10 protein-coding genes are annotated in these 12,325 nt (G+C 65.9%); 5 read left to right on the top strand and 5 right to left on the bottom strand.

Annotated features, from left to right (window positions below):
* Nucleotide 1: 1 nt before the first annotated feature.
* The 5 genes from MYCSP_RS04765 to rpmF form a co-directional block, all read right to left on the bottom strand.
* Complete coding sequence (locus tag MYCSP_RS04765) at nt 2-499, bottom strand: MogA/MoaB family molybdenum cofactor biosynthesis protein (protein ID WP_083016175.1); 498 nt, start codon at nt 497-499, stop codon at nt 2-4.
* Nucleotides 500-534: 35 nt separating this feature from the next.
* Complete coding sequence (locus tag MYCSP_RS04760) at nt 535-1,839, bottom strand: S1C family serine protease (protein ID WP_070912906.1); 1,305 nt, start codon at nt 1,837-1,839, stop codon at nt 535-537.
* Between the two features lie 41 nt (nt 1,840-1,880).
* The gene (locus MYCSP_RS04755; protein WP_083336232.1) at nt 1,881-3,431 is read right to left on the bottom strand and encodes a HAMP domain-containing sensor histidine kinase; all 1,551 of its coding nucleotides are present in this window, start codon (nt 3,429-3,431) and stop codon (nt 1,881-1,883) included.
* 5 nt (nt 3,432-3,436) lie between these two features.
* The gene (locus tag MYCSP_RS04750) at nt 3,437-4,123 is read right to left on the bottom strand and encodes a response regulator transcription factor (protein ID WP_070912908.1); all 687 of its coding nucleotides are present in this window, start codon (nt 4,121-4,123) and stop codon (nt 3,437-3,439) included.
* Between the two features lie 66 nt (nt 4,124-4,189).
* A complete protein-coding gene (gene rpmF, locus MYCSP_RS04745) occupies nt 4,190-4,363 on the bottom strand; it encodes a 50S ribosomal protein L32 (protein ID WP_005063395.1) in 174 nt (57 codons plus the stop codon).
* A gap of 313 nt (nt 4,364-4,676) precedes the next feature.
* On the opposite strand from rpmF, the gene MYCSP_RS04740 reads away from it, so the two are divergent.
* The 5 genes from MYCSP_RS04740 to MYCSP_RS04720 are packed head-to-tail and all read left to right on the top strand — an operon-like array spanning nt 4,677 to nt 12,312.
* Nucleotides 4,677-6,383 (top strand): acyclic terpene utilization AtuA family protein, encoded by a 1,707-nt coding sequence (locus MYCSP_RS04740; RefSeq protein ID WP_088413292.1) that lies wholly within the window; start codon nt 4,677-4,679, stop codon nt 6,381-6,383.
* A gap of 5 nt (nt 6,384-6,388) precedes the next feature.
* Nucleotides 6,389-7,537 (top strand): acyl-CoA dehydrogenase family protein, encoded by a 1,149-nt coding sequence (locus MYCSP_RS04735; protein WP_162266199.1) that lies wholly within the window; start codon nt 6,389-6,391, stop codon nt 7,535-7,537.
* A complete protein-coding gene (locus MYCSP_RS04730; protein ID WP_070912909.1) occupies nt 7,534-9,129 on the top strand; it encodes an acyl-CoA carboxylase subunit beta in 1,596 nt (531 codons plus the stop codon). Before MYCSP_RS04735 ends, MYCSP_RS04730 begins: the two co-directional genes overlap by 4 nt.
* A gap of 13 nt (nt 9,130-9,142) precedes the next feature.
* Nucleotides 9,143-11,146: an acetyl/propionyl/methylcrotonyl-CoA carboxylase subunit alpha gene (locus MYCSP_RS04725; RefSeq protein ID WP_083016160.1), complete on the top strand. Its 2,004-nt coding sequence runs from the start codon at nt 9,143-9,145 to the stop codon at nt 11,144-11,146.
* Nucleotides 11,143-12,312, top strand: a complete 1,170-nt coding sequence (locus MYCSP_RS04720; protein ID WP_070912911.1) for an acyl-CoA dehydrogenase family protein — start codon at nt 11,143-11,145, stop codon at nt 12,310-12,312. The genes MYCSP_RS04725 and MYCSP_RS04720 overlap by 4 nt, the downstream gene beginning before the upstream one ends.
* The last annotated feature ends 13 nt before the right edge of the window (nt 12,313-12,325 follow it).

The raw sequence follows: 12,325 nt of genomic DNA, 5'->3' as shown, positions 1-12,325 counted from the left end.
GTCAGATCTCCAGGCTGGATAGCTGCTCGATGATTTGAATGGCCATCGGCGTCACCGTGGCCATGCCGTCGCGAACCGCGGCCCGCGTTCCTGCGATGTTGACCACCAAGGTGCTGCCCGAAATGCCTGCCACGCCCCGAGAGAGCCCAGCCTCGGTAACACCGGCCGCCAGGCCCGACGACCGAATGGCCTCGGCGATACCGAGCAGCTCCCGGTCGAGCAGCGGCTGGGTGGCCTCGGGAGTGACGTCGCGCGGCGTGACACCGGTGCCGCCCACGGTCACGACCAGATCCACGCCACCGATGACCGCGGTGTTGACGGCGTTCTGAATCTCCGAGAGGTCACCCTCGACCGCCACCACACCGTCGACCACGATTCCGGCCTCCGAGAGCAGCTCGGTGACGAGCGGACCGCTGGTGTCCTGATCACCGTGCGCCGTCCTGTCGTTGACGATGACGACCAGCGATCGCCCCACCGGTCCAGCCTCAAGCTCTGCCATGGAAGCAACGGTAGCCGCTCGCAGGGACATCTGAGTCATCGGGCGACCTCACCCAGCGTCACATCGGCGGTCTTTTCCGATCCCCCGTTGCCGTCGGTGTACGTGAGCGTCACCTTGTCACCGGGAGCCTTGGATCGCACGGCGGCCACGAGCCCATCGGCACTGTTCACCGGGCGGTTGTCCACCTTGGTGACGACGGCACCATTGGGCACGCCGGCCTTCTCGGCGGCACCCCCGGCGACCACCTCGACGATCCTGGCGCCCTGGACTTCCTTGTCGTTGCCCACTCGCACTCCCAGCGAGGCGTGGGTGGCGTGGCCGTTGGCAATCAGCTGATCGGCGATCCGCTTGGCCTGGTCGACCGGAATCGCAAAGCCAAGGCCGATCGATCCACCCTGCGTCTCGCCGCTGGAATCGCCGCCCATGGTCGCGATGGCCGAGTTGATCCCCACCAGCTCGCCGTTCAGGTTGACCAGCGCACCACCAGAGTTGCCCGGGTTGATGGCCGCATCGGTCTGTATGGCGTCCAGCACGGTGTCCTGGTTACCGGCCTGCCCGGCGGTGAACACCGGACGGTTCAGTGAGCTGACGATGCCGGTGGTCACCGTGCCGTCAAGCCCCAGAGGCGAGCCGATCGCGACAACCGATTGGCCCACAACCAAATTCGCAGAGGAGCCGAGCGCGATGGGTGTCAATCCGGAAGCTCCGCCGATCCGGACCACCGCGATATCGGTGCCCGGATCGATGCCCACCACGGTGAAGGGCGAGTTCTTTCCACCGGCGATGGTGGCGGTGGTCTTGGCGCCGGGCTCCCCCGCTGCCTGCACCACATGCGCGTTGGTGAGCACCAAGCCGTCTGCCGAGAGGATCACCCCGGATCCCTCTTCACTGGACCGACCCATCACCGTCTCAAGCTTCACGACGCTCGGAAGCACCTTCGCTGCAACCTGTTCCACCGATCCGGCGGGAAGCGAGGCGACCGGCTGCGCGGCAGGTGGGCGTCCCGGCGAGATGGGTGTCAGGCCGGTGCTGCTGGTGGCCACGGGTGCCCTGTGTTGACGGTCGGCGACCACGGCACCCACCGTGCCACCCAGACCGCCGGAGACCAGCGCCAGAGCCACGGCACCGACCACGAGCCCACCGTTGCTTCGACCCTTGGGCTGGCGCGGCGGCTGCTGAGCCGGACGCTGCTGATTCGGCTGCTGCGACGGATAGCCGTATGCCTGCCCCTGGTAGTGGTGACCGGACTGCGCGTGATGGGTCGGCGCGTGATGCCCAGGCTGCCCCGAATACGGGCCCGACGGCCGATACGCCCAGCCGCCGTGGGGGTCGTTGGTCATAGCTGCTTCCTCACAAGTCCTTCATAGGCGTTCATGATCGTCTAGCTCGGGTGCCACGCTGCCGGAGCGGACTGAGAATCCACTGAGATCTCTCTCGCGTTTGACACAGAGTTCCGGCGGCCGGTCGTATCACCCATGTTGGGCGGTCCGACGGGTCCGGGACGACCCGGAAGGAGCACGTGCATGGACGTCCCCGGGGCCGGATCACCATCGACCACCGCACCGGGCTCTGTCTCCTCAACCTTAATGGCGCCACCATGTTTGAGCACGACCTGTTTCACGATGGCTAACCCCAAACCGGATCCCGGCATTCCCCGCGCCGGGGTGGCCCGGTAAAACCGTTCGAAGACCAGATCCCGTTCGGCGGGCGGGATCCCGGGACCGCGGTCGGAGATCACCAGTTCGGCGTGTGCGGCGTCGACTTGAGCCAGGCGCACCGAGACCGTGGTGCCCGATGGGCTCCACTTCGCGGCGTTGTCGAGCAGATTCAGAACCGCTCGCGACAACCCCGCGGCATCGCCGTACACCTGCCAGGGCTGCATGATCACATCGAATTCGATGTCATTGCGGCGGCGGCGGACTCGCTCCAGCGTGCCTTCCACCACCTCGACCAAGTCGACCGGCTCGTGCACGATGTCGGCACCGTCGCCACGCGCCAGGTCAACCAAATCGCCAACCAGGGTGGACAATTCCTCGATTTGGGCGATCACATCTTGCTGTAGGGCCTGCATCTCTTCGTCCGGCAGACGGGGAGCGCCCGGCTGCATGGCGGCCATCAACAACTCGGTATTGGTGCGCAACGAGGTCAACGGGGTGCGCAGCTCGTGGCCCGCATCGGTCACCAGTCGTGCCTGGCGATCCCGCGACTCCGCCAGGGCGCGCAGCATCGTGTTGAAGCTGATGGTGAGTCGAGCCAACTCATCGCTGCCGGTGACCGCGATCGGACGTAGATCATCGGTTCTGGCCACACGCTCGGCCGCGTCGGTGAGCCTGGCCACCGGGCGCAACCCGGTGCCGGCCACCATGGCTCCGGCCGCGGCCGCCACCGCGACACCCACACCACCGACGATCAACAACACCCAGCCCAGCCGTCGCAACACGGTATCGGTGGGATCGAGCGATTTGGCCATGATCAACGTGCTGCCGTTGTCGAGCCGAAGAGCAAGCACGCGTTGATGATTGACGGTGCGCAGGGACTGTTCCAGCTCGCCGCGGGTCACCGCCTGCTCGGGCGCTCCATAGGGAATGGTCTGCCCCTGCTGGGTCGCCGAGAACGTGATGAGCCCCGGGAAGATCAGCTTGGCGTTGACATCGGCCGAATACGCGGTGCCCTCGATGGCGCGCCGCGGGTCCACCGACAACAGCCCACTGCCGATGAGCAGATTGGCCCGATCGTTGAGCTGCTTGTCGACATCGCGATACAGCGCCGTGGACACCAACAGGTACGAGGCGACGGCCATCAGCACCACGACCATGGCCACCATGGACATCGCGAGCAGCATCACGCGCCAACGCAGCGATACCGATGAGCTAGTCGCCCGCAGCGGAGAGAACATTGCAGAGGTAGGTCTGCGCATTCGTAGTGTCGCCATGGGGATTACGGAGGGGTCTCCCGCAGCACATAGCCCACACCGCGCACGGTGTGGATGAGACGGAGCTCCCCCTCGGCCTCCGTCTTGCGCCGCAGGTAGCCGACATACACCTCAAGGGCGTTACCCGAGGTCGGGAAGTCGAAGCCCCACACCTCTTCGAGGATGCGGCTGCGTGTGAGCACCCGCCGGGGGTTGGCCATGAGCATTTCCAGCAGCGCGAACTCGGTGCGCGTGAGGCTGATCGACCGGGCGCCGCGGTGTACTTCGCGGGTGACAGGGTCGAGCGTCAGGTCACCGAAGCTCAGCGTGGCGGCGTCCGCCGACTCGTCGACGGTGGTCCGGCGCAACAACGCCCGCATGCGGGCCAGCAGCTCCTCCAGCGCGAAGGGCTTGGGCAGGTAGTCGTCGGCGCCCGCGTCGAGACCGGCCACCCGCTCCGAGACCGAGTCGCGGGCGGTGAGTACCAAGATCGGCAGATCGTCTCCGGTGCTGCGCAAGCGACGACACACTTCGAGGCCGTCGAGCTTGGGCATCATCACGTCGAGAACCAACGCGTCCGGACGGTCGTTGGCGATGACGTTCAGCGCATCGACACCGTCCTCGGCAAGATCCACCGAGTACCCGTTGAAGGACAGAGACCGCCGCAACGACTCGCGCACGGCACGATCGTCATCGACTACAAGAATTCGCACAGGCACCAGTGTTAACCGTGCGGCTGAGATATTACTGAGGATGCCTGAGATTCAGTCCCGGCGCGTTCAGCGACGGTCGAGATCGATGAGCCCGAGGCGGGCAGCCTTGAGCAGACGACGGGGAACCTTGTGGTTCTGTCCGCCGACAGTGACGTTGACCAGCTCAGTGGCGGTGGCCTTCCACTGCGAGCGCCGGCTACGGGTGTTGGAGCGGGACATTCTCCGCTTGGGGACGGCCATGGTCGCGCCCTCTCCTTATTTCTCAGGTTTCTGTGTCATTCGCCCGCGCCGCGCCAACATGTTGGGCGCAACGAGCGACAATCAGCACACGATAGCCGGTAGCGGACATGAGCTGCAAATTTGCCCCCTTCGATCCGCGCCGACACGCCGCGTCGCGGCGGATACGTATCGCATTTTCTCACCATAAGACGGCGTGTCGACGGGGCCGCCCAGGCTCGGCCAACCACTTGGTTGGACCGCCAGATTGACGTTTCGAGGGGTGGGGTAATTTAGCAGCGCACGAGCAGTCGATGCCGACCTCGAGAGGACCACCGTGACCACTGCGCCGGTACGAATTGGAAACTGTTCAGGCTTTTACGGGGACCGAATATCGGCCATGCACGAGATGCTCACCGGCGGCGAGCTCGACTATCTGACCGGCGACTATCTGGCCGAGCTGACGATGCTCATCCTCGGCCGCGACCGTGCCAAGGCTCCCGAGCGCGGCTATGCCAAGACCTTCCTGCGCCAGCTCGAGCAGTGCCTCGGCCTGGCCCAGGACAAGGGCGTGAAGATCGTCGCGAACGCCGGCGGACTCAACCCCGCGGGTCTGGCGGACGCCATCCGGGCGCTCTCCGAGAAACTCGGCATCCCCACCAACGTCGCGCACGTCGAGGGCGACGACCTACTACCCCGCGCCGCGGAGCTCGGACTGGGGTCACCGCTGACCGCCAATGCCTACCTTGGCGCCTGGGGCATCGTCGAATGCCTCAATTCCGGCGCCGAGGTCGTGGTCACCGGCCGGGTGACCGACGCCTCGGTGATCGTGGGCCCCGCCGCCGCGCACTTCGGGTGGCGCCGCGACGACTACGACAGGCTCGCCGGGGCTGTCGCCGCCGGCCACATCATCGAGTGCGGCACCCAGGCCACCGGAGGCAACTACGCCTTCTTCACCGAGATCGCGGACCTCTCGCATGCCGGCTTCCCGCTGGCCGAGGTGCACGAGGACGGATCCTCCGTGATCACCAAGCACGCGGGTACCGGCGGCGCGGTCAGCGTGGGCACCGTCACCGCACAGCTGCTCTACGAGATCACCGGAGGCCGGTACGCCAACCCGGACGTGACCGCCCGGATCGACAGCATCGAGCTGAGCCAGGAGGGTCCGGACCGGGTACGCGTCTCGGGTGTGACGGGCGAGGCACCGCCACCGGACTTGAAGGTATCGCTGAATGCCTTGGGCGGCTTCCGCAACCAGATGACGTTCGTGCTGACCGGTCTCGATATCGACGCCAAGGCAGACCTGACCCGCAAGCAGCTGGAGTCTTCGATGACCTCGGCACCCGAGGACATTCAGTGGACCCTGGGCCGCACCGATCACCCGAACGCCGACACCGAGCAGGCCGCCAGCGCACTGCTGCACGTCATGGTGCGCGACTCCGACCCGAACAAGGTAGGCCGCCAGTTCTCCAACGCCGCGGTGGAGCTTGCCCTGGCGAGCTACCCCGGCTTCCACGTCACCACACCCCCCAAGGAGGGCGAGCCGTACGGCGTGTTCACTCCGGGATATGTGCCCGCGGAGAAGGTTCCGCATGTGGCAGTGCTGGCCGACGGATCCCGGATCGACATCGCGCAGGCCTCACAGACTCTGCCGCTCGCCGATGCTCCCGCGGCCGCACTCCCCGAGCCGCTGCCCACCGGGCCGGTCCGTCGGGTTCCCCTGGGAACCATCGCCGGAGCCCGCAGCGGCGACAAGGGCGGCAGCGCCAACGTCGGTGTCTGGGTACGCACCGACGAGGAATATCGTTGGCTTGCACATGCTTTGACGGTTGACGTGCTGCGAGAGCTGTTGCCGGAAACCGAACAATTGGAGATTGCGCGCTATCTACTGCCCAAACTTCGGGCCGTGAACTTCGTCATCCAAGGAATCCTCGGCAAGGGTGTGGCCTATCAAGCCCGGTTTGACCCGCAAGCCAAGGGCATTGGCGAATGGTTGCGTTCCCGCGAGATCGACATCCCCGAATCCCTGTTAGAAGGAAAGTGACCGCCGTGAATTCTTGGAACACGCCCGAGCGTAAGGCGCTTCGGGAGACGGTGCGCGACTTCGCCGAGCGCGAGATCCTGCCGAACGTCACCGAGTGGGAACGTGAGGGCCTGCTCCCCCGCGAATTGCACCGCAAGGCAGGCGATTTGGGACTGCTTGGCCCCGGCTCACCCGAGGAGGTCGGCGGCGGGGGCGGCGATGCCATCGACCCGGTGATCGTGTGTGAGGAACTGCATTATGCGGGCGTGCCCGGTGGCGTGTTCGCATCCCTGTTCACCTGTGGAATCTCCACACCGCACATGATCGCCTCCGGCGATCAGCGGCTCATCGACAACTATGTGAAGCCCACCCTGGCCGGTGACCTGATCGGCTCGCTGGCCATCACCGAGCCCGGCGGCGGGTCCGATGTCGGGCACCTGACCACATCGGCCAAGCGGGATGGCGATCACTACATCGTCAACGGCGCCAAGACCTTCATCACGTCTGGCGTGCGCGCCGACTATGTGGTGACAGCGGTCCGCACCGGCGGAGCGGGCGCGGCGGGGGTCTCGCTGCTGCTGATCGACAAGGACACACCGGGATTCGAGGTGGCCCGCCGCCTGGAGAAGATGGGCTGGCGTTCCTCGGACACCGCCGAGCTGTCCTTCACCGACGTGCGCGTCCCCGCCGAGAACCTGGTGGGCGCCGAGAACACCGGCTTCGCACAGATTGCCGGCGCTTTCGTATCGGAACGCATCGGTCTTGCCGCCCAGGCATATGCGAGCGCGCAGCGCTGTCTGGACCTGACGGTGGAATGGTGCCGGAACCGGGAAACCTTCGGACGCCCGCTCATTTCCCGGCAGTCCGTGCAGAACACGCTCGCGGAGATGGCGCGCCGTGTCGACGTCGCGCGGGTCTACACACACGCGCTGGTCGATCGTGCGATCGCCGGCGAGACCAACCTCATCGCCGAGGTCTGCTTTGCCAAGAACACCGCCGTGGAGGCCGGTGAATGGGTGGCCAACCAGGGCGTCCAGTTGTTCGGAGGCATGGGGTACATGTCCGAGAGCGAGATCGAACGCCAGTACCGCGATATGCGCATCATCGGGATCGGTGGCGGCACCACCGAGATCCTCACCTCGCTGGCCGCCAAGCTCTTGGGGTACCAGTCATGACGATCCTGCGCACCGCCGTCAACACCAACTCGCCCGAATACGCGGCCGCGGCCGAGGCCATGCAGATCAAGCTGGCCGAGGTCAATGCCGAGACCGCGAAGGCTCTTGCCGGGGGCGGTGACAAATACGTTGCCCGCCACCACGAACGCGGCAAGCTGCTGGCACGGGAGCGCATCGAGCTGCTGATCGACCCCGACTCCCCCTTCCTGGAGCTGTGTCCGCTCGCGGCGTGGGGCAGCGATTTCACCGTCGGCGCCTCGCTGGTCACCGGCATCGGCGTGGTCGAGGGTGTCGAGTGCATGATCGTGGCCAACGACCCCACCGTCAAGGGTGGCACCAGCAATCCCTGGACACTGCGCAAGGTATTGCGGGCCAACGATATTGCCTTCAAGAACCGGCTGCCCGTGATCTCACTGGTGGAATCCGGCGGCGCGGACCTACCCACCCAGAAGGAAGTCTTCGTCCCCGGCGGGCAGATGTTCCGCGATCTCACTCGACTCTCGGCTGCGGGCATACCGACGATCGCCCTGGTCTTCGGCAACTCGACCGCCGGTGGCGCCTACATCCCCGGTATGTCCGACCACGTGGTGATGATCAAGGAGCGCTCCAAGGTGTTCCTCGCCGGCCCGCCGCTGGTCAAGATGGCAACCGGCGAGGAGTCCGACGACGAATCCCTGGGTGGCGCCGAAATGCACTCGCGTGTTTCCGGTTTGGGCGACTACCTGGCGGTCGACGAACAGGATGCCGTGCGCCTGGGCCGACAGATCGTGTCACGCCTGAACTGGGTGAAGAAGGGCCCCAAGCCCGCGGCGGTGATCGAACCGGTCGCCGACCAAGAGGAGCTCATCGGGATCGTGCCCGGGGATCTACGCATCCCGTTCGATCCGCGCGAGGTCATCGCACGGATCGTGGACGGTTCCGAGTTCGACGAGTTCAAGGAGCAGTACGGCTCCTCACTGGTGACCGGCTGGGCCCGGCTGCACGGGTACCCGATCGGAATCCTGGCCAACGCACGCGGCGTGCTCTTCAGTGAGGAGGCACAGAAGGCCACCCAGTTCATCCAGTTGGCCAATCAGACCAACACGCCACTTCTCTTCGTGCACAACACCACCGGCTACATGGTGGGCAAGGAATACGAAGAGGGCGGCATGATCAAGCATGGCTCGATGATGATCAATGCCGTGTCGAACTCGACCGTTCCGCATCTGTCCCTGATCGTCGGCGCCTCCTACGGCGCCGGGCATTACGGCATGTGTGGCCGCGCGTACGACCCTCGCTTCCTGTTCGCTTGGCCCAGCGCCAAGTCGGCGGTGATGGGCGGCACTCAGCTCGCGGGCGTCATCTCCATCGTCAGCCGTGCCGCCGCGGCGGCACGGGGTCAGGCCGTCAACGAGGACGCCGATGCCGCGATGAAGGCGGCTATCGAGGCACAGATCGAGGCCGAGTCGCTACCCATGTTCATGTCCGGGCGGCTGTACGACGACGGGGTGATCGATCCCCGCGACACCCGGGCAGTACTCGGTATGTGCCTGTCCGCCATTGCCAATGGACCCATCGAGGGGACGTCGAACTTCGGCGTCTTCCGAATGTGAGGTTAGGAATCCGATGACTATCACCTCCGTTCTGGTCGCCAACCGCGGCGAGATCGCCCGCCGCGTCTTCGCCACCTGCCGCAAGCTCGGGTTGGGCACCGTCGCCGTCTACTCGGACGCCGACGCCGACAGCCCCCATGTATCCGAGGCCGACGCCGCGGTCCACCTGCCGGGTACCTCCAGTGCCGAGACCTATCTGCGCGGTGAACTCATCATCGCCGCGGCCAAGGCCACCGGTGCCGACGCCATCCATCCCGGCTACGGGTTCCTTTCCGAGAATGCCGATTTCGCGCGAGCGGTGGCCGATGCCGGTCTGGCCTGGATAGGCCCCCCGGTCGCCGCCATCGAGTCGATGGGTTCGAAGATCGAGTCCAAGAAGCTCATGGATGCGGCGGGTGTACCCGTGCTCGGTCAGCTCGACCCGGACACCGTGACCGCGGCGCAGCTCCCGGTGCTTGTGAAGGCCTCCGCCGGCGGCGGCGGGCGCGGTATGCGCATCGTCTCCGAACTCGACAAGCTTCCTGGCGAAATCGCTGCCGCACAACGGGAAGCACAGTCCGCTTTCGGCGACCCGACCGTCTTCTGCGAACGCTACCTGGGCACCGGCCGACACATCGAGGTGCAGGTGATGGCCGATGCCCAGGGCACGGTGTGGGCGGTCGGCGAGCGTGAATGTTCCATCCAGCGCCGCCATCAGAAGGTCATCGAGGAGGCCCCCTCGCCCTTGGTGACCCGAATCGAGGGCATGCGCGAGCGCCTGTTCGAGGCATCGCGTACCGCCGCCGCGACCATCGGATACGTCGGTGCCGGGACGATGGAATTCCTGGCCACCGAGGACGGCGAGTTCTTCTTCCTGGAGATGAACACCCGTCTGCAGGTGGAGCATCCGGTCACCGAGTGCACCACCGGGCTGGACCTGGTCGCACTGCAGATCCACGTGGCGGACGGCGGCGAGCTGCCCGCCGAACCTCCCGCCATTCATGGCCATTCGATCGAGGCCCGCCTGTACGCGGAGAATCCCGCGGCGGGGTGGCAGCCCCAAAGCGGCACCGTGCGGCGCTTCGACATACCCGGTGCCACCGCGGAATTCCACGTCCCCGGCCATCCTGGACGCAATGGGGTTCGCCTGGACTCGACCATCGTCGACGGCAGCGTGGTGTCAGTGCACTACGACCCGATGCTCGCCAAGGTCATCACGGTCGCACCGACGCGCACCGAGGCCGCGCGGCTACTGGCGTCGACGCTGGAGCGTGCCCGCATACACGGGCTGACCACCAACCGTGACCTGCTGGTCAACGTGTTGCGTCACCCGGCGTTCCTCGACGGCGACACCGACACGTCGTTCCTGGACAAGCACGGGCTCGACACCCTGGCCAAGCCCCTGGCCGACGAAGCCGCGCACCAGTATTCGGCGCTTGCCGCAGCCCTTGCCGATGCGGCCGCGAATCGGGCCTCGGCGGTGGTCTGCGCCGCGCTTCCCAGTGGCTGGCGCAACCTGGGGTCCGGATTCCAGACCAAGGAATACAGCGACAGCGGTGGAGCCGTCCACAGCGTCCGATACCGGCTGACCCGCTCCGGCCTGGAACTCGATGGAGACTGGCCAGCCATCGAGTTGGTCTCCGCCACAACAGATCATGTAGCCCTTGTCCTGGACGGGGTGCGTCGCAGTTTCCATGTTTCCAGCTACGGGGGCGCCGTCGACGTCGATTCCCCGCTCGGTCCAGTGGCGCTGACCGTGGTACCCCGCTTTACCGACCCAAGCACCGAGGTGGCGGCGGGCTCGCTCATCGCCCCGATGCCGGGTGTGGTGCTGCGCCTGGGTGCCGCGGTGGGAGACGCCGTGACAGCCGGCACGCCCATCGTCTGGCTGGAAGCCATGAAGATGGAACACACCATCGTCGCGCCCGCCGACGGCGTTATCGAGATCCTCAATGTCGAGCCGGGACAACAAGTCGAGCTCGGAACCGTGCTTGCTCAGCTGGCCGCCGAGGCCAACACAGAAGGAGAGCCATCATGACCGTCGTCAACCCGTACACCGAGTCCGACGAGCGCAAGGCATTGCGTCAGGCCGTCGCTGCTCTTGCCGCGAACTACGGGCACGAGTACTACCTGGAGAAGTCGAAGACCCACGAGCCACTGGCTGAATTGTGGGACGAAGCAGGAAAACTCGGCTTCCTGGGCGTCAACATCCCGGAGGAGTACGGCGGCGGCGGTGCCGGCATGTATGAGCTCGGATTGGTCTTCGAGGAACTCTCGGCAGCAGGCTGCCCGCTGCTGCTGATGGTGGTCTCCCCCGCCATCAATGCCACCATCATCGCCCGGTACGGCACCGACGAGCAGAAGAAGACATGGCTTCCGGCAATGGCCGAGGGCAGTTTCAAGATGGCCTTCGCGATCACCGAGCCCGACGCCGGGTCCAACTCGCACAACATCATCACCACGGCCAAGCGCGACGGTGGCGACTGGATTCTCAACGGACGCAAGGTGTTCATCTCCGGCGTCAACGAGGCCAACGCGGTGCTGGTGGTGGCCCGTACCGAGGAGGCGAAGACCGGCAAGCTCAAGCCGGCCCTGTTCGTCGTGCCGACCGACACCAAGGGGTTCGAGTACACCCCCATCGACATGCAGTTGACGCTGCCCGAACAGCAGTTCCAGGTGTTCCTGGATGATGTGCGGGTGCCCGGGGATGCGCTGGTCGGCTCCGAGGACGCCGCCCTGATGCAGCTGTTCGCCGGCCTGAACCCGGAACGAATCATGGGTGCCGCCAGTGGGGTTGGCTTGACCCGACTCGCACTGAACAAGGCGACCGAGTACGTCAAGACCCGCCAGGTGTGGAAGACGCCGATCGGCGCGCACCAGGCCATCGCCCACCCCCTGGCAGAGATCAAGGTCGAGTTGGAGTTGGCGAAACTCATGATGCAGAAGGCCGCCACGCTCTACGACTGCGGCGACGACTGGGGTGCTGCCGAGGCCGCCAACATGGCCAAGTACGCGGCCGCCGATGTGGCGTGCCGCGCCGCCGACCGCGCCGTGCAATCGCTGGGCGGCAACGGATTGACCACCGAATACGGCGTCGCACCGCTGTTGAACCTGTCACGCTTCGGACGTATCGCTCCGGTGAGCCGCGAGATGATCCTCAACTTCGTCGCACAGACGTCCCTCGGCCTGCCCCGTTCGTACTAAGGAAAGGACCCGC

The sequence above is a fragment of the Mycobacteroides saopaulense genome, assembly GCF_001456355.1.
GTDB lineage: Bacteria > Actinomycetota > Actinomycetes > Mycobacteriales > Mycobacteriaceae > Mycobacterium > Mycobacterium saopaulense.
Note: the sequence above shows the minus strand (reverse complement) of the source record. Positions and strands in the feature narration are given on the sequence as shown.

Coding starts and splice junctions, on each gene's coding strand:
- MYCSP_RS04765 (WP_083016175.1), bottom strand. CDS start 499: ATGGCAGAGCTTGAGGCTGGACCGGTGGGGCGATCGCTGGTCGTCATC.
- MYCSP_RS04760 (WP_070912906.1), bottom strand. CDS start 1,839: ATGACCAACGACCCCCACGGCGGCTGGGCGTATCGGCCGTCGGGCCCG.
- MYCSP_RS04755 (WP_083336232.1), bottom strand. CDS start 3,431: ATGGCGACACTACGAATGCGCAGACCTACCTCTGCAATGTTCTCTCCG.
- rpmF (WP_005063395.1), bottom strand. CDS start 4,363: ATGGCCGTCCCCAAGCGGAGAATGTCCCGCTCCAACACCCGTAGCCGG.
- MYCSP_RS04730 (WP_070912909.1), top strand. CDS start 7,534: ATGACGATCCTGCGCACCGCCGTCAACACCAACTCGCCCGAATACGCG.
- MYCSP_RS04725 (WP_083016160.1), top strand. CDS start 9,143: ATGACTATCACCTCCGTTCTGGTCGCCAACCGCGGCGAGATCGCCCGC.
- MYCSP_RS04720 (WP_070912911.1), top strand. CDS start 11,143: ATGACCGTCGTCAACCCGTACACCGAGTCCGACGAGCGCAAGGCATTG.